Origin of the sequence: Fictibacillus aquaticus, assembly GCF_002245695.1 — a bacterium.
Taxonomy (GTDB): domain Bacteria; phylum Bacillota; class Bacilli; order Bacillales; family Fictibacillaceae; genus Fictibacillus; species Fictibacillus aquaticus.
On sequence record NZ_NOII01000010.1, the window covers coordinates 82296 to 97891 of the forward strand.

Consider the following 15596-nt stretch of genomic DNA (forward strand, 5'->3'; position numbering starts at 1 on the left):
CACTTTAAATCATAATATAAGAATATACTTATATCAACATTTAATGATATACTGAAACAAAACATTAACAAAAGAGGGGTGAGTAACCTTGGAACTCGATCAGCTGGCTGAATGCTATAAAGCGATGGCAGATAAAACAAGACTTAAGATTCTTGCGCTCGTAAAGCACGAGGAACTATGTGTGTGTGAACTAGTTGAAATTTTAAAGATGACACAGCCGAGCATTTCACAGCATCTCCGTAAACTTAAACAAGCTAAGCTCGTCAAGGAACGCCGCAGCAGTCAATGGATTTTTTATTCCATTGATGGCGAAATGTATCCATTCATAAAAGAAAATTTGAACGCACTGCCTGACATGAGTTCGGATATCGAACAGCTAAAAACATCCGGAATGAAGGTTTGCTGCACCTAGAAAGACACTGGAGGTAAGTTTCTAATGAACACTATGGCAATACTCGCTTTTCTCGTTTTTATAGTTACGATTATTTTCGTAATTTGGCAGCCACGCGGTTTGTCTATCGGATGGTCTGCTTCTATTGGTGCGGTTGTTGCGATGATACTTGGAGTTGTAGACGGTGCCGATGTGCGTGCGGTAACAGGAATCGTCTGGAATGCCACACTTGCCTTCGTCGCCATTATCCTGATTTCCATTATTCTCGATGAAATCGGATTTTTCGAGTGGGCTGCTCTTCATATGGCCCGTTTAGCAGGCGGCAGCGGCAAAAAGATGTTTTTGTACGTTGTTTTACTCGGCGCTGCTGTATCTGCCTTTTTTGCGAATGACGGAGCCGCTCTGATTCTGACTCCTATCGTTCTTGCACAAGTACGGGCATTAAAGTTCAAGGATTCTATGATACTGCCATTTATTATGGCCTCAGGATTTATCGCCGATACAACATCACTGCCGCTTGTCATATCCAATCTTGTGAATATTGTCAGCGCTGACTTTTTCGGCATCGGATTTTTAGAATACGCTAGCCGGATGATCGTGCCAAACTTCTTCTCGCTCGCTGCGAGTCTGATTGTTCTTTACTTGTTTTTCAGAAAAGATATACCAGCTGACTATGATATGTCACAGTTGAAGAAACCCGCTGAAGCGATACGGGATGAAAAACTTTTCCGACTTTCATGGATCATTCTTGCTGTCCTTCTTGCAGGTTACCTGTTAAGTGAAACACTGCATATTCCGGTATCGTTTATCGCTGGTATTGCAGCAGCTGTTTTCATACTTGCTGCAAGAAAGAGTCCGGTTATCGTCACGAAAAAAGTTGTAAAAGATGCACCGTGGACTGTTGTTATTTTCTCTATTGGCATGTATGTCGTCGTTTACGGCCTGCGCAACGCTGGACTAACCGATATGCTTGGTGTGCTGATTGAAAAAACGGCAGATCATGGACTATTTGCAGCAACACTCGGAATGGGCTTTATCGCTGCGATCCTTTCATCCGTAATGAACAATATGCCTACGGTTATGATTGACGCTCTTGCCATTCAGGGAACGGATACATCAGGCGTGATTCGAGAAGCACTCATTTATGCGAATGTCATCGGTTCTGACCTTGGACCCAAAATCACGCCGATCGGTTCTCTTGCCACTCTGCTATGGCTTCATGTTTTATCAAAAAAAGGTGTAAGGATTACTTGGGGTCAATATTTTAAAACTGGCATAATACTAACGATTCCTACACTATTCATAACACTTTGCGGCTTGTATGTATGGCTGCTCATCATCGCTTAATTTAAAGGAGGAATTACTCATGATTACAAGAATGCATGTTGCGGTTAACTGCAGTGATTTGAATAAGTCCCTTGATTTTTATAAAAGCTTCTTCGGTGCAGAGCCGACGAAGGTAAAGGAAAATTACGCCAAGTTTGAATTAGACTCTCCTTCTCTTCATTTCTCGCTGAACGTAAGACCGTTTGAAGAAAAAGGTGTGTTGAACCATCTTGGATTTCAGGTGAACAACACGGAGGATGTGCTCAAGATGGGAGAGCGACTGAGAGAATCCGGTCTTCTGCTTATCGATGAGATGGATACGACTTGCTGCTATGCTGTTCAGGATAAAGTATGGGTGTATGACCCCGACGGCAATGCTTGGGAGATCTTCTTCACGAAGGAAGACAGCGAGTTCGAATCAGCTGGCGACGCCCGCGACCTATCCCTTTGCTGCGCTCCGCCAAAGCCCATCCAGCTTGGCTTTTCAAAAAAATAAACTGATGCGGGGTACGGTACCATTCACCGACATCACAGCTATATAGCCAGATGCTGATGAATGGTACCGTACCCCATCAAGGAAAAAAGGAAAGAGCACTGCAGCATGAGCAAGTCATGATGCAATGCTCTTTTTTTCACACCGCGGATAGGGCAACGATTTGGTCAATTCGGATGATGATCAGGTGATTCTGGCCTTTGTGGCAGATGCATAAAAGGATGACGTCGTGTTCGACTTTTGCCAGGCGTCCCACATATGTCTCATTCACCGTGTCAACCTCGACTTGCCTGTCAATAAAGCGGCGAGCCTGTCGTCTAAAATTCATAAGCTAAACGTAACTTCCTTCCTTGCGGCTAGATAACCGATGATACTACAGTAAATGCAGCTGGTCCCTCTTTGGACAGGGTGATTACCTATTTTCCGTAAATAAAGTTGATAAACATTCGTTTATTTTAAAATGACGACGGGGAAACTCTCTGTAGTATGTACTCTGGAAAGGATGATTTGATGAAGCGCGCAGAATCACTTGAAGAGATCGAGCAATGGACGAGCAGCCAGTCGTCCGGAGGAACAATGCTGCTTGCCCAGAATGAAAAGCAGCCTGGCGGTGTAGTATTTTCCGACGAAGATTCATCTCAGCCCCCAACAGAGATTAAGATGAAGCTTCTTATTCAAGCCAGCGGAGACAGCTTGTATTTTGAACATACGTTTAACAGCAACAGTGAATATGAAGAAGCCCAAGAACTAATCGGACGGCTGAAAGAAAAATTCCAGCTTAAAAATGTTACCGAAGACGATATCCATGCTAAAACAGGCAGCCAATGATGCCTGTTTTTTCTTTTGGGGTCCGGTACAACTTATGTTAACTTGGCCTCCAATCACCACTTTATCATGACTAAACAAGCCTTCATCCGCATACATTTATGTACAAGGTATAGATGAGGATGATGCAGATGCTTAGAAGGACTATGGCCATTTTTTTAGGAAGCTTTTGTATCGGGATTGGAATTAACGCGTTTATTCTTCCCTTTCACCTTCTCGATGGCGGGATGATCGGCATTAGCTTGCTTGTGAAATACGTCTGGGGAATTAAAGCAGGACTTACAATCATTTGTTTAAGCCTTCCTATTTATATATTGGCGTGGAAGCTGGAGCGTTCTTATTTTATTAACAGTATTCATGGAATGCTTGTTTCTTCTGTTGTTATCGATTTGCTGGAGCCGCTGAAAGGCGTTATGAAGCTTCCTATCATGGAGAGCTCGGTTATTGGCGGGCTGCTGATCGGAACAGGCATCGGGATCATGCTTCGCCACCAAACAAGCACAGGGGGAACAGACCTGCTTGCATTATTTATTTCTAGATGGCTCTCGATCAATGTCGGAATGGTCATTTTCTTGATCGATGCACTCGTCATCATCGCTGGGCTTTATGTACTCGGTGAAGGCATATTATTTTATTCTCTTGTGACAATACTTGCTGTCGGATTTGCCACGATGAGCCTCACACTTATCAGGCAGATTAAGATTTATTAGTGAATAATAAAGAATCGAGGGTCCGGTACCATTGGTACCGGACCCCCGCTTCTTATTCTCATTGAACACTCTTGTCTAAACAAGCGATGAGCCGATCCTCAATATCCTTTGCTTTTGCTTCAAGGTTGGCGTCATCAATCAGCTTGACGAACTCTGTTGGCTTAGGCATTCCTATTTTCGTCTTTCCGCTGTCTGTGTAGAGTACAATTTTACACGGCAGGAAATACCCGATCATTTTATTAATGGAAAGAACTTCTTTTGCCTCATGAGGATTGCATACCTCGAGAATGAGGTATTCCTGGTCAAAATCCAGCCCTTTTTCCTGCAGCTTATCTTTCACATTAAACTGCCAGAGCACTCCGAATTTTTCCGCCTTTAGTGTTTCCTCTAACTGCTTTGCTGCCTCTTCAATACCCATGCTTGTTTCAACTGTATAGTGGAACATTTAATGTCCTCCTTCTGTTTTAATCGGAATTTGAAACCAGAAACAATGATGTTTGCCATCTGTTTCGATACCCGCATGTCCTCCATGTGCTTCAGTAATTTCCTTTACAATTGTCAGCCCTAACCCTGAACCATCTGTGTTTCTTTTTCTAGAAGGATCTCCCCGATAAAAACGGTCAAAAAGCAAGTCCTTCTTTTCTGGATTAATATACTGGCCTTCGTTAATAATGCTTATTTTGTAAAAGGAATTCTTCACTTCCCCATTTATCTTTACCCATCCGGCTTTATCATAAAAACATACATTGTTTAACAAATTGAATAGAATTTGTTTTAATCCGTCCTTATTCCCTTCAAGAATGACATTTTCAGCGTCAATTTCATATGTTATCCGCTTCCTGTTTAAAGCGACGCTAAAAAATTCTACGGATTCCATTATTAGCTGATTGATTGCTATACACTGCCATTTATCCTGTAACGAGTCCTCCCAGCGGTTGAGTTCGGTCACTTGTTCAACTAATCGTGTAAGACGTTTGGATTCTTCAAGCAGTGAGCCAAACAGTTCAGTATCTCCATGGATAACTCCTGATTTCAATCCTTCCAGATAGCCATTTAAATTCGTAAGCGGTGTTCTAAGTTCATGAGCAATATCTCTAAACATTCTTGTTCGTTTCTGTTCGTTATCTTGCAGAGTTGCTGTCATTTCATTAAATGTTTTCGTTAATTCACCTATTTCATCTTTTTCGATTACCTGAAGTGGTACGGGATATACTCCTTGTTTTATTTTAATGGCTTGATCAGTAAGTTTCTTCAAGGGATGTATAACTCGTTTAACTAAAAAGAAATGAACGAAGAATGCTAAGAGAAAAGCTAATAAACTTACCTGAAGAAAATATATATCCAGCCGTTTATTAAACTCAGGACCAACAATTTTCCAGTCGTTCACAAGCAGGCAGGCATAATCTTTTATTGAGAGACCCGCAAAGAGAATCACGATCCCAATCGCTAAACCATTGATTATCGCTAACTTTGAGAATAAATGCTGTCTTCTAAAAAGACACAAATCGATACCCCATTCCTCTCACGGTTTCAATAAAAGTGATGTCATCATTTCGTTCTATTTTTTCCCGCAGTTTGACCAAGTGCACATCTACAGTCCTGTCATTCACTGTTTTTTCATGATTGGGATACATTTCGTCCAATAGCTGATCTCGCTTTAAGATTTGATTAGGATGTCTCATCAGCTTATATAAAAGCTTGAACTCATTTGGTGTTAGCGCAATACTTTCCCCTTTATATGTCACTTCACCTTTAAAAGGCTTAATCGTAAGACCCTTATAGGAAATTTTATTGCAGCGATGAACAGTTCTCCGCAATACCGCTTCAACACGTGCAACTAATTCCCCTGGGCTGAAAGGCTTTGTAACATAATCATCTGCACCAGATTGAAGTCCTGCTATGCGATCTTTTTCATCACTCTTCGCTGTGACCATGATGAGCGGGATTTCACTCTTTTGTTCATTTCTTATCCACTCCGTGAGTTTTTCCCCGCTGAGTTTGGGCATCATTAGATCAACAATCATAAAGCATGGGTCGATCTCTTTAAATGCCTTTTTTCCTTCCTCGCCGTCTTCAGCCAGATAGGTCTCATACCCTGAATTTTCAAGATAAATCTTCATGAGGTTTCGAATTTTAGGATCGTCTTCTACTATTAAAATCGATTTCCCTTTCAACTCCATCTTTTCACCTTCTATTTCATGGAAGACACCATTTTATTTAAGAATTCTTCATCCATAGGACCGACAATTTTTCTTTGAATCGTCCCGTTTGAATCAATCATATACGTTGTCGGTATTGAAAAAGCCTGATATTCAACCCCAATATCCCCTTTTTCATCCAATGGTACAGGAAATGTTAATTGATAATCATCAACAAACGTCTGTATATTTGCTCGATCTTTTTCCATAGTTGTTAAATTGACAGCAAGGATTTCAACATTTTGCTTGTCTTTGTTTTTCTCGTAAAAAGCTTGCATATGAGGCATTTCAGCTTTGCATGGAGGACACCAGCTCGCCCATAAGTTTAATACCACTTTCTTGCCTTTATAATCTGAAAGCTTAATGTTCTTTCCTTCTAAGGTCTGCAATGTGAAATCCGGGGCAAAGTCACCTTCATTTATTCCAGATTTGCCCGAAGAAGTTACTTCGGAAGCAGTTGTTTCCTCAACTTGTTCTGTGTTTTCTGATTTCTGAGTTGCCGTTTTTTTATCTTTTTCTTGTCCCTTAATATCGTAGATCGCATATCCAATTAAGCCTATAATAATAACAATCGCCAATAGATTTCTTTTCATCATTTTCACCTCGCAAATTATGGAGCAACCGAAATATAAGCAAGCCAGGAGCTTATTTTTTGCATTTGGCCGGTAAAGAGCAGAAGCCCCATCCCAACCATAATCGCTCCATTAACTTTAGAAATTTTAGGAAGCCATTTGTTTATTTTCTTTACAGCTGCAAAGGAATACGTAACAGTAATAGAAATAAACAAGAATGGAATTCCTAATCCAAGAGAGTATACCCAGAGCATAAGCATGCCGCTGTTAACTGTATCTGCTGAGCCAGCCATCAATAATATGGAAGAAAGCGCTAATCCAACACACGGTGTCCATCCTGATCCGAAGGCTAAACCTAAAAGAAAGGAACGAATTGGATTGGCGTCGGATTTACTTTTATTTCCCCAAGATTTCTCTTTCATCAAAAACGTTAATTGGAGCCAGCCAAGCATTTGAAATCCAAATACAATAATAAGCAGTCCGCTTATTTTTTCAACAAATTCTCGATATTGAGCAAACCATTGGCCGACCACACTTGCTGACGCACCCATCAATACAAAAATTAAACTAAATCCTAAAATAAAAAGAATGGAACGAGCCATAACTGTTTTTTTCTCCATATGCACTTTTCCGTCCCTAATATCGCCTCCTGTTAAATGAGCGACATAAGCAGGGATAAGCGGGAAAATACATGGAGAGAAAAAAGATAATAAACCAGCAGTCAGAGCAAATACAATTGTTACATTTTCCATTTTTTCACCTCCACTTCCATTCTTCTATCACAGTGTTAAGATTTAATGAAGAAGCAAGAAAAATTATTATATAACTCAGCAGAAAATAGACATGTAATCCTGTTCCTAAAGACGGGATTGAATAATACGGGCTGATAACTATACCTGCTATATGAATCACTGCCGCTTTGAATACAATTTGCTTTGAGTTCTCTTCTGAAAAGGTCCAAATAAAATAAAGGAATAGCAGCATTGTCAAAATAAAGAATTGAGTGATTTGTCCCTTTTGAATCAATGGCCAAATGGAAAATGAAATGGTTGTTGTTACTCCAATTATCGTCCAAGCCAGCAGTTCTAATATTTTTCCGTTCTTTCTAAGAAGTAACAGTACAAATATGCATAAGTAAATACCGGCTAAAACCAATCCTTTACTGCCTCCGATGAAGAATAAAAGGGATAAAGGGTTTTCCCATACAGAAAAAAATGAAAAAATGATCGGACTCAACTTCCAAAAGATAAATGCATGAATGTATCCTCTTGCCAAGTCATTGAAAAACAATGGAGTTTTTCCGGACTTTAGGCGTCCCCATAAAAAGACTGCTAAAAGGCTGCTAATCATACTTAGAAATAAATAAAAATGTTCAAGAAGCAAAGGAATGCTGCCGATCTGTATAAATTCCATCTCAAACCTCCTCTTCAAAAGCTAATCAAATCAATGTTAAGAATGTATAAAGAGAAGGATTTAATATTTATTAATATAGATAAATTAAATAACTCACTAACAAGAGCATAATAACAGCTGATAAAGTTCCTGAAATAACAAATACGATATTTATCGGCGAACGGAATTTCCCTGTATTGATTTGATTTCTTTTACTAATAAAATCATAAGCCGCAAATAGAATCGTACCGATTGCCAGGGCAAATGAGACCGCCCCCGCCGCAACTACCGCATCATCCTGGGCGGTTGATGATTTCTCCAGTAAAGTAAAATGCAAATTAATTATGACAAATCCGATACCTGCGAGAGCAATAGCTGTCCTTATCCATGCCAAAAAGGTTCTTTCATTAGCGAGATGCTGCTGGATATATTTAGATTCATCAGCGGATTCATGTATTCTTTTTTCTTTCAAGAAAACCCCTCCTTAAACTAAAAGTACGTTCATATTTGTTATTTCATTTTCCCTAGATTTAAATTCTTCATCCTTACAAAAAAAATACCGCTTAGATAAACGGTATTTTAAACAATATGATATCCAACAACCCGAACGGACTTCCTTTGTAAGAACCTTTCAGCAACTGAAACTTCACGCAGCGAAGAAGCTAATAAGATAAGTTCTTTTTGATTAATTTCACTGAAGTTTCTCTTCAAGTATGCTAAAGGAATGTGGCATTGCCCTACATTCAATGGATGCTGATGCGCTTCTATATAATCTCTAACGTCTAAAAGCAATTTATCATTCTCATGAAGCTGTGAAGGTCTGAAAGGAATACTTTTCGGATGTCTTTTGCTGCTATACAAGACGGAAAAAAGAATGATTAAAAAGAGGATGAATACGTGCATGTTTACCCTAGTATATCCATCCAAATTTTAATTGAAGTTGCTACAATTAGTCCTGCAAGAATATATTGAAGAATTTTAGTATTCACTTTCTTACCGAAGTTCGCACCAAGCGGAGAAGCAATTAAGCTTGCTACGACCATAATCACCGCAGGCCATAACAGCACCTGGCCAGTAGTAATCTTACCGATGGTAGCTCCAATAGAAGAGATAAACGTGATCGCCAATGATGTAGCAATCGTCATGCGGGTTGGGATTTTAAGCACAACAAGCATGATTGGAACTAAGATAAATGCACCTGCCGCACCAACTACACCTGCAGCTATACCGACAATAAAGGCTAATGCTGCAGCAAGCCACTTGTTAAATTTAACTTGATCGAGCGGAATGTCGTCGATCCCTTTTTTCGGAACAAACATCATGACAGCGGCAATCGTAGCTAACACTGCATATACAATGTTTATCTGTCCTTCCGTCATAACCTTAGAACCGAACCCTCCAAGGAAGCTTCCGACTAAAATTGCGGAACCCATATAAATAATGAGTGTTTTATTAAGGTAGCCGCCTTTGCGGTAAGCCCAGACTCCGCCGATTGTAGCAAAAAATACCTGGACTGCACTGATTCCTGAGACTTCATGCGCAGAATATGCTGTATATCCCAGCATTACTGGAATATATAACAACATCGGGTACTTGATTATCGATCCGCCAATTCCAACCATTCCTGATATAAATGAACCTATAAATCCGATTAAAAATATAGTGATAATAAATCCGATGTCCATATACATTCACCTCTTTTACTTCGAGTAAAAACTAGATAAACAAGTTAATCTTAGATTCATCTGCATCAGCCAGATAAGAAGCAACCCCTGCATAATCCAGACCATCGATTAATTCTTCTTTCGTGATTCCCATAACATCCATCGACATCGTACAAGCAACCATCTTAACGTCCAAGTCTTGAGCCATTTCGATCAATTCTTTAAGTGTTACGATGTTCTTCTTTTTCATCGTGCTCTTCATGAACTTTGCGCCTAGTCCGCCCATGTTCATCTTAGAAATACCCAGCTTCTCTGGTCCTCTTGGAAGCATTTTAGCAAACATTTTATCCATGAATGATTTTTCAACTTTTACGTATTCTTCTTTACGCAGAATGTTCAATCCCCAGAAAGTAAAGAACATTGTAACTTGTTTCCCCATTGCAGCCGCACCTGTTGCGATAATAAAACTTGCCATCGCTTTATCAAGATCACCGCTGAATACAACCATTGTTGATTTATTTTGCTGTTCCATTTTTCAACACTCCTCTTCCCATACACCTATGGGTATTTATTATTTTTGAAAAAAAGAGGGCATTCACATACCCTCCACCCTATATTAGTTAGCCTTTTTTAATCCAAAACTTGAATACGCCATCTTCTTCTTTATGATCAAGCAGCTCATGACCAGAAGATTTCGACCAAGCAGCTAAGTCATTTACTGCTCCTTTATCTGTTGCAAGGATTTCTAAAATATCTCCGCTGTTTAAAGTATCCATCGCCTTTTTCGTCTTAACGATCGGCATCGGGCATGATAAACCTTTAGTATCTAAAACTTGTGTTGAATTCATAATAAAATACCTCCTGAGTATTGTTTTGTTTTTTTTGTTTTAAAAATTATTCAGTGATGGCACAGCGGTTAGGACCAATCTCCATCTCACGCTGCTCATCTTCATTAGGGTTGATTTGCCCCATATTCGTCTGGCGAATTTCCTGATACGCGTTCGGCTGCGGCGGAAGATTTTCTGTAACTGCCTTGCGGAACGTCTCTTCACTTTCGATCTTTAAGCCTTCATTCTGCTCGAAAAGTACTCCAAGCTTAGCCTGAACAATACCTTTCTCATCGATCTCGCTTATCTTACCGAAGTGAGCAGGAAGAACGATAAGATCTTTGGAAAGCTCGCTATATTTGTTGTAAAGAGTATTGCGAAGATCGCCAACCCAATCCTCAGCTTTGCCTGCTAAGTCTGGGCGTCCAATAGAATCAACGAATAAAATGTCTCCTGAAAGCAAGTATTGATCATCAACAATCAGACTTGTGCTTCCGATCGTGTGTCCAGGGCTGTATAAAGGCTGGATCGCAATTTTCGTGCTTCCAACAACGATTTCTTTTCCGTCTTCAAGCTTTTCATATTCAAACGTTACTTCACCAGCATCTTTTTCAGGAAGCCAGTACGTGCCGTTTGCTGCTTCAGCAAGTTTGCGGCCGCCAGAAATATGGTCAGCATGAAGGTGAGTGTCAATCAAGTGCTTGATTGTCAGGTTGTTTTCTTTCGCAAAATCTACATATGCATCCGTCATTCTTGCTGAATCAATGATTGCAGCTTCTCCGCCTGATTCAACAAGATAAGACAAACATCCTTTACCGATTCGGTTGAACTGGTAAATGGAGCCCCCGTCCTTCAAATCGCCTACTTTAACAGGATTTAAATATTCGCTCCATGATTTCATTCCGCCTTCAAGGTAGTACACATCCTCTACGCCTGCTTCATCGAGCATTTCTGCGACCATTTGAGATGAACCTTCTTTAGCACAAGCGACAAGGACTTCCTTCCCCTTTGGAAGAAGTTCCAGTACATCCTCTACACCGTCGATAAGGTCAAAATACGGCCTGTTGATGGATTGAATACCTTTCCCTTCAATCTTCCAATCCTTATAATCACTTTCGTTACGCACATCAAGGATAAACAATTCCCCGTCTAATACTCTTGATGCAGCTTCCTTTGCTGTCATTGGTTTAATCATTCCGATACCTCCCGTGGTATATTTCTCCTGAAAATTTTTTCTTTAGAATGTAAGTGTCATGTTAGCGTCTTTTGCAAAATCAAGGAACATCATAGCCCCGCCAACGTCAATTCCGTCAATAAAATCTTCTTTTTTGAGATTCATGACATCCATTGTCATCTGGCACGCAATAATCTTTACGCCCATCTCTACTGCCATTTGAGCTAATTCTTCGATTGAAGGAACATTAGCTTTCTGGAAGCCTTCAGCAAAATGTTCTTTTCCTGCAGGCATCGGCAGATTTTTATGAGCCTCTTTATGAATTAAATTTAAGCCTTCAAATGTGAAGAAAATCGTGACTTCATAATCTGCAGACGCTGCTGCTGTAGCAATATTAAATACTTTATAAGCATCAAACATGCTGCCATTGCTTGCGATAATTGCTGTTCTGTTTGCCATATTATTTTCCTCCCTCTTCTTCTGGACCGTTCCATTCCGACATTCCGGGTAAAACATTTTTCACGTTCTCAAAACCGTTTTCTGCTAAGAGCTGTGATGCCATGTCACTGCGGCTCCCTGTACGGCAGACCACAAATACTTCTTTATTCTTATCAATTTCTTGCAGTCTTCCTTCAAGCTCTCCAAGCGGAATAGATACCGCTCCTGGTATACGTTTGAACGCATACTCTGCAGGCTCCCTTACATCTAGAACAACGATATTTTCTTTGTCAGTAAGTCTTTGAGCAAGCTCTTCGTTCTGAATCACATGAGGATATTTAGTTTCTTCCTTTACCTCGTTTGGATCCGATTTGCGCAGGTAGTGTTTCAGAACATCGCCTTCCGTTGTTGTACCAAGGTACTGATGCCCTGTATTTCGTGCCCAGCCTTGAATATCAGCAAGCGATCCCTTATCTGTTGCCTGGACCTCGATCACCTGTCCCGCTTCAAGCTGGTCGATCGCTTTCTTCGTACGAACGATCGGCATCGGGCATGATAACCCTTTACAATCCAATGTTTGGTCTACTTTAATCATTCCAAATTACCTCCTGAATTATTATTGAACTTCTCCCTGCCATAACATCATTCCGCCCGACATATTTGTAACGTTGAACCCTTGTTGCTGCAAATACTCACAAGCCTTTTCACTGCGCTTACCTGAACGGCACACCATAATGTACTCTGTGGAATGATCGAGTTCATTAAGACGTTCAGGAATCGTGCCAAGTGCGATGTGTTTTGCGCCGGGAATCATCCCGTTTCGAACTTCATCGTCTTCTCTTACATCAATAATGTTAAGCTGTTTATTTTCCTTCAGCTTATTATCGACTTCGAATGGTGAAATTGTTTTGATAGCTGACATGATTAATATCTCCTCCTATAATTAAGTTTACATACCCATATAGGTATATTTCTAACCAAATTTTTTTAACATGAACTAACATTTGAAACAACCGTCAGCTGCTTCATAAATAGAAACTCCTGCACATCAAGTGCTGCCTGCTGCAAAAATGGAGCTATCGCAGGATCTAATGCAATCGTAATATTTTCTTCTGTTTCTATAACATCATTCTTACGCGGCTCATCCAGAGCCACACCTAAGCGGGGTCCGCCTCAGCCAAAACCAGCCATAAACACTCTGACTGATGTTTTGTTCTTTTTCAATAAATACTCTTTAGCTTTTGGTGTGATTATCAACATTATCACCTCATCAAAATACCTATAGGGGTATATTATATGCTAAAAGAAAATCTGTCAACCCATTGGTTCGAACAGATTCTTTATCTGCTTTTCACAAGAAGCTGAACTGCTTCTTTTACGAAATCAGTATTTGTATTATCGCCTTTTTCCATTTGCTCGCGCAGGCACTGCTCCAGGTTGGTGCCGACAATCAAACCGATCGTCCGGTCGATCGCCGTCCTTGAAGCCGAAAGCTGGGTGATGACATCTTTACAATCCTTTTCTTCTTCCAGCATACGCAGCACTCCGCGAATCTGACCCTCAATTCTTCTCAGGCGATTCTTCATTTCTTTTGTATATTCCATAACAGCACCTCCTTTTTAAATACCTATAGGGGTATATTACCTTATGTTGTCCACGTTGTCAAACACATATATTTGTTATGAAAAAGAGAAGGCTTTAATACCTTCTCTTCCATTGTTCTATTATACCGCGCTCGCCATTTTCTCATGTACGATGTCCATAACAGACTTCCTTAATGACTCCAGCTGTGCTTCACTATCCGATTTCGTTTTCGCTTCTACACCAAAATAAAATTTCACTTTAGGCTCTGTTCCAGAAGGCCGGATGCAGAACCATGAACCGTCAGCGAGGAAATACTTTAAAACATTGGAGACCGGCAGATCAAGCGCTGTTTTTTCTTCTTTAATCGAGTCCACGCGTTCCTGTGTTTTGTAATCCTCGACCGCAGCAACTGTTGTGCCTGCTGCTTCAGAAGGAGAGTTTGTTCTAAAACTGGAGAGCAACGCTTCAATTTGCTCTGCTCCCGCTTTTCCTTTCAACGTTAATGACTCAAGCCCTTCAATAAAGTAGCCATATTTCTCATAAATGTCTGTCATTGCGTGATATAGCGTTTTTCCCTGTTTTTTATAAAAAGCAGCCATTTCTGCAGCCAGCAGGCATGCCTGAACGGCGTCTTTATCCCGGACAAATCCGCCAATAAGAGAACCATAGCTTTCTTCGTATCCGAATAAGAAAGTATGCTCGCCCGTTTCTTCATATTCCTTCATCTTTTCGCCGATAAATTTAAAACCGGTCAGGGTATCTTCAGCTGATATCCCATAATGCTGAGCGATCTTTCTGCCGAGCTCTGATGTCACGATTGTCTTCAGCACAATGCCGTTATCAGGAAGGATGTTCTGTCTCTTCCGCTCTGACAGGATATATTCAAGCATTAAAGCACCTGTCTGGTTTCCTGTTAAGATCGTGTACTCGCCATCATGATTCTTAACAGCAATGCCGACTCTGTCAGCATCCGGATCGGTCGCCATCAGAAGCTCCGCTCCGTGACTTTCGCCATATTGAATCGCCAGCTCAAATGCCGCATGCTCTTCAGGGTTTGGCGATTTTACGGTTGAAAATTGCGAGTCAGGCTGCTCCTGCTCTTTAACAATCGTTACGTTCGTAAACCCAAGCCTCTTCAGTCCTTCCCTAACCGGCACATTCGCTGTTCCGTGAAGCGGAGTAAACACAATGCTCATATCGTGCAGCTCTTTATTCACTTCCGGATTAAGACTGATGCTCATAAGCTCGTTTAAGTAAGCCTCATCAATTTCAGTTCCGATCATTTGTATCATGCCCTCCGCTTTCAGCTCTTCTTCAGAACGGACAGATATCGCTAATTCATTATCTACGGCGTTAACTTTATCAATCACTTGATCTGCTTCAGCTGGCGGCAGCTGGCCGCCATCAGGTCCGTATACTTTATAGCCATTGTATTCAGGAGGATTATGGCTTGCCGTGATAACTATCCCGCCATAAGCGTTCAGAAAACGAACCGCAAAAGACAGCTCCGGTGTCGGCCTTAAACCTTCGAATACAAAAGCTTTGATGCCGTTCGATGCCAAAGTTTTAGCTGCTTCCATCGCAAACTCTGGCGATTTAAAACGGGAATCAAAAGCAATAGCCACACCTCTTGCTGCCGCTTCTTCTCCCTGCTCTTTTATAAAATGGGCGAGTCCAAGCGATGCTTTTCGTACAGTATAAACATTCATGCGATTTGTTCCAGGTCCGATTTCTCCGCGCATTCCGCCAGTACCAAATTCTAATGACTTATAAAAACACTCTTCAAGCTGAGAATCATCCTGAGATGCTTCATCGAGCCAAGCTCTCACCTCTGTATCAAGCTCTGCTGCTGAGTTCCATTTGCTGTATGCTTCTTTCCAAGCCATTTTTCTCCTCCTCATGGTGTGTTTTTATGTACTATTCTTTAAGAAATGGGTATTTCCTTCCTTTAAACGTGCCGATCCTTCACTAAATACCTTTTTATTATAATAGTTAACACAAT

The 15596-nt window shown here is 40.7% G+C and carries 23 protein-coding genes; 5 read left to right on the forward strand and 18 right to left on the reverse strand.

Features of this window, described 5'->3' with window-relative positions; all coding sequences use genetic code 11:
* Positions 1 to 88 precede the first annotated feature (88 nt).
* From CGZ90_RS15255 to CGZ90_RS15265, 3 genes are read left to right on the forward strand one after another with little or no spacing between them, the layout of a single operon-like run.
* Positions 89 to 412, forward strand: coding sequence for an ArsR/SmtB family transcription factor (locus tag CGZ90_RS15255; RefSeq protein WP_240515451.1), 324 nt, complete (start codon positions 89 to 91; stop codon positions 410 to 412).
* 33 nt (positions 413 to 445) lie between these two features.
* Positions 446 to 1738: an arsenic transporter gene (locus tag CGZ90_RS15260; protein WP_094253435.1), complete on the forward strand. Its 1293-nt coding sequence runs from the start codon at positions 446 to 448 to the stop codon at positions 1736 to 1738.
* A 19-nt stretch (positions 1739 to 1757) separates the two neighbouring features.
* On the forward strand, positions 1758 to 2213 hold the full coding sequence (locus CGZ90_RS15265; RefSeq protein ID WP_094253395.1) for an ArsI/CadI family heavy metal resistance metalloenzyme: 456 nt from the start codon (positions 1758 to 1760) through the stop codon (positions 2211 to 2213).
* A 136-nt stretch (positions 2214 to 2349) separates the two neighbouring features.
* On the opposite strand, the gene CGZ90_RS15270 is transcribed toward CGZ90_RS15265, so the two are convergent.
* Complete coding sequence (locus CGZ90_RS15270) at positions 2350 to 2538, reverse strand: DUF2642 domain-containing protein (RefSeq protein WP_094253396.1); 189 nt, start codon at positions 2536 to 2538, stop codon at positions 2350 to 2352.
* 182 nt (positions 2539 to 2720) lie between these two features.
* Between CGZ90_RS15270 and CGZ90_RS15275 the strand changes: the two genes are divergently transcribed.
* Both CGZ90_RS15275 and CGZ90_RS15280 read left to right on the forward strand, forming a co-directional pair.
* Complete coding sequence (locus CGZ90_RS15275) at positions 2721 to 3038, forward strand: hypothetical protein (RefSeq protein WP_094253397.1); 318 nt, start codon at positions 2721 to 2723, stop codon at positions 3036 to 3038.
* 128 nt (positions 3039 to 3166) lie between these two features.
* Positions 3167 to 3745, forward strand: coding sequence for a YitT family protein (locus CGZ90_RS15280; protein ID WP_094253398.1), 579 nt, complete (start codon positions 3167 to 3169; stop codon positions 3743 to 3745).
* A 58-nt stretch (positions 3746 to 3803) separates the two neighbouring features.
* On the opposite strand, the gene CGZ90_RS15285 is transcribed toward CGZ90_RS15280, so the two are convergent.
* The 17 genes from CGZ90_RS15285 to CGZ90_RS15365 form a co-directional block, all read right to left on the reverse strand.
* A complete protein-coding gene (locus tag CGZ90_RS15285) occupies positions 3804 to 4190 on the reverse strand; it encodes a DUF302 domain-containing protein (protein ID WP_094253399.1) in 387 nt (128 codons plus the stop codon).
* Entirely contained in the window at positions 4191 to 5249 is a 1059-nt protein-coding gene (locus tag CGZ90_RS15290) for a sensor histidine kinase (RefSeq protein ID WP_094253400.1), read from the reverse strand.
* On the reverse strand, positions 5236 to 5925 hold the full coding sequence (locus tag CGZ90_RS15295) for a response regulator transcription factor (RefSeq protein WP_094253401.1): 690 nt from the start codon (positions 5923 to 5925) through the stop codon (positions 5236 to 5238). The genes CGZ90_RS15290 and CGZ90_RS15295 overlap by 14 nt, the downstream gene beginning before the upstream one ends.
* An 11-nt stretch (positions 5926 to 5936) precedes the next feature.
* Positions 5937 to 6539: a peroxiredoxin family protein gene (locus CGZ90_RS15300; RefSeq protein ID WP_338032250.1), complete on the reverse strand. Its 603-nt coding sequence runs from the start codon at positions 6537 to 6539 to the stop codon at positions 5937 to 5939.
* Positions 6540 to 6553: 14 nt separating this feature from the next.
* Positions 6554 to 7267 (reverse strand): cytochrome c biogenesis CcdA family protein, encoded by a 714-nt coding sequence (locus tag CGZ90_RS15305; protein ID WP_094253403.1) that lies wholly within the window; start codon positions 7265 to 7267, stop codon positions 6554 to 6556.
* 4 nt (positions 7268 to 7271) lie between these two features.
* Positions 7272 to 7928 (reverse strand): hypothetical protein, encoded by a 657-nt coding sequence (locus tag CGZ90_RS15310; RefSeq protein WP_094253404.1) that lies wholly within the window; start codon positions 7926 to 7928, stop codon positions 7272 to 7274.
* Positions 7929 to 7998: 70 nt separating this feature from the next.
* Entirely contained in the window at positions 7999 to 8379 is a 381-nt protein-coding gene (locus CGZ90_RS15315; protein ID WP_094253405.1) for a YidH family protein, read from the reverse strand.
* 433 nt (positions 8380 to 8812) lie between these two features.
* Entirely contained in the window at positions 8813 to 9592 is a 780-nt protein-coding gene (locus tag CGZ90_RS15325) for a sulfite exporter TauE/SafE family protein (RefSeq protein WP_094253407.1), read from the reverse strand.
* Positions 9593 to 9623: 31 nt separating this feature from the next.
* Positions 9624 to 10103, reverse strand: coding sequence for a DsrE/DsrF/DrsH-like family protein (locus tag CGZ90_RS15330; RefSeq protein WP_094253408.1), 480 nt, complete (start codon positions 10101 to 10103; stop codon positions 9624 to 9626).
* 88 nt (positions 10104 to 10191) lie between these two features.
* Positions 10192 to 10419: a sulfurtransferase TusA family protein gene (locus tag CGZ90_RS15335; protein WP_094253409.1), complete on the reverse strand. Its 228-nt coding sequence runs from the start codon at positions 10417 to 10419 to the stop codon at positions 10192 to 10194.
* 46 nt (positions 10420 to 10465) lie between these two features.
* On the reverse strand, positions 10466 to 11593 hold the full coding sequence (locus CGZ90_RS15340) for an MBL fold metallo-hydrolase (protein ID WP_094253410.1): 1128 nt from the start codon (positions 11591 to 11593) through the stop codon (positions 10466 to 10468).
* 42 nt (positions 11594 to 11635) lie between these two features.
* Entirely contained in the window at positions 11636 to 12031 is a 396-nt protein-coding gene (locus CGZ90_RS15345) for a DsrE/DsrF/DrsH-like family protein (RefSeq protein WP_094253411.1), read from the reverse strand.
* Position 12032: 1 nt separating this feature from the next.
* Entirely contained in the window at positions 12033 to 12605 is a 573-nt protein-coding gene (locus CGZ90_RS15350; protein WP_094253412.1) for a sulfurtransferase TusA family protein, read from the reverse strand.
* Between the two features lie 21 nt (positions 12606 to 12626).
* Positions 12627 to 12932, reverse strand: coding sequence for a rhodanese-like domain-containing protein (locus tag CGZ90_RS15355; RefSeq protein ID WP_094253413.1), 306 nt, complete (start codon positions 12930 to 12932; stop codon positions 12627 to 12629).
* Between the two features lie 65 nt (positions 12933 to 12997).
* Positions 12998 to 13165, reverse strand: coding sequence for a hypothetical protein (locus CGZ90_RS20805; protein WP_165766878.1), 168 nt, complete (start codon positions 13163 to 13165; stop codon positions 12998 to 13000).
* Positions 13166 to 13350: 185 nt separating this feature from the next.
* Positions 13351 to 13614: a metal-sensitive transcriptional regulator gene (locus CGZ90_RS15360; RefSeq protein ID WP_094253414.1), complete on the reverse strand. Its 264-nt coding sequence runs from the start codon at positions 13612 to 13614 to the stop codon at positions 13351 to 13353.
* A gap of 120 nt (positions 13615 to 13734) precedes the next feature.
* Complete coding sequence (locus tag CGZ90_RS15365) at positions 13735 to 15480, reverse strand: phospho-sugar mutase (RefSeq protein ID WP_094253415.1); 1746 nt, start codon at positions 15478 to 15480, stop codon at positions 13735 to 13737.
* Positions 15481 to 15596: the final 116 nt, after the last annotated feature.

Excerpts from the sequence above, each read along its gene's own strand:
- CGZ90_RS15260 (WP_094253435.1), top strand. The coding sequence starts at position 446 with ATGGCAATACTCGCTTTTCTCGTTTTTATAGTTACGATTATTTTCGTA.
- CGZ90_RS15265 (WP_094253395.1), top strand. The coding sequence starts at position 1,758 with ATGATTACAAGAATGCATGTTGCGGTTAACTGCAGTGATTTGAATAAG.
- CGZ90_RS15270 (WP_094253396.1), bottom strand. The coding sequence starts at position 2,538 with ATGAATTTTAGACGACAGGCTCGCCGCTTTATTGACAGGCAAGTCGAG.
- CGZ90_RS15275 (WP_094253397.1), top strand. The coding sequence starts at position 2,721 with ATGAAGCGCGCAGAATCACTTGAAGAGATCGAGCAATGGACGAGCAGC.
- CGZ90_RS15280 (WP_094253398.1), top strand. The coding sequence starts at position 3,167 with ATGCTTAGAAGGACTATGGCCATTTTTTTAGGAAGCTTTTGTATCGGG.
- CGZ90_RS15285 (WP_094253399.1), bottom strand. The coding sequence starts at position 4,190 with ATGTTCCACTATACAGTTGAAACAAGCATGGGTATTGAAGAGGCAGCA.
- CGZ90_RS15295 (WP_094253401.1), bottom strand. The coding sequence starts at position 5,925 with ATGGAGTTGAAAGGGAAATCGATTTTAATAGTAGAAGACGATCCTAAA.
- CGZ90_RS15300 (WP_338032250.1), bottom strand. The coding sequence starts at position 6,539 with ATGATGAAAAGAAATCTATTGGCGATTGTTATTATTATAGGCTTAATT.
- CGZ90_RS15305 (WP_094253403.1), bottom strand. The coding sequence starts at position 7,267 with ATGGAAAATGTAACAATTGTATTTGCTCTGACTGCTGGTTTATTATCT.
- CGZ90_RS15310 (WP_094253404.1), bottom strand. The coding sequence starts at position 7,928 with ATGGAATTTATACAGATCGGCAGCATTCCTTTGCTTCTTGAACATTTT.
- CGZ90_RS15325 (WP_094253407.1), bottom strand. The coding sequence starts at position 9,592 with ATGGACATCGGATTTATTATCACTATATTTTTAATCGGATTTATAGGT.
- CGZ90_RS15330 (WP_094253408.1), bottom strand. The coding sequence starts at position 10,103 with ATGGAACAGCAAAATAAATCAACAATGGTTGTATTCAGCGGTGATCTT.
- CGZ90_RS15335 (WP_094253409.1), bottom strand. The coding sequence starts at position 10,419 with ATGAATTCAACACAAGTTTTAGATACTAAAGGTTTATCATGCCCGATG.
- CGZ90_RS15340 (WP_094253410.1), bottom strand. The coding sequence starts at position 11,593 with ATGATTAAACCAATGACAGCAAAGGAAGCTGCATCAAGAGTATTAGAC.
- CGZ90_RS15345 (WP_094253411.1), bottom strand. The coding sequence starts at position 12,031 with ATGGCAAACAGAACAGCAATTATCGCAAGCAATGGCAGCATGTTTGAT.
- CGZ90_RS15350 (WP_094253412.1), bottom strand. The coding sequence starts at position 12,605 with ATGATTAAAGTAGACCAAACATTGGATTGTAAAGGGTTATCATGCCCG.
- CGZ90_RS15355 (WP_094253413.1), bottom strand. The coding sequence starts at position 12,932 with ATGTCAGCTATCAAAACAATTTCACCATTCGAAGTCGATAATAAGCTG.
- CGZ90_RS15360 (WP_094253414.1), bottom strand. The coding sequence starts at position 13,614 with ATGGAATATACAAAAGAAATGAAGAATCGCCTGAGAAGAATTGAGGGT.
- CGZ90_RS15365 (WP_094253415.1), bottom strand. The coding sequence starts at position 15,480 with ATGGCTTGGAAAGAAGCATACAGCAAATGGAACTCAGCAGCAGAGCTT.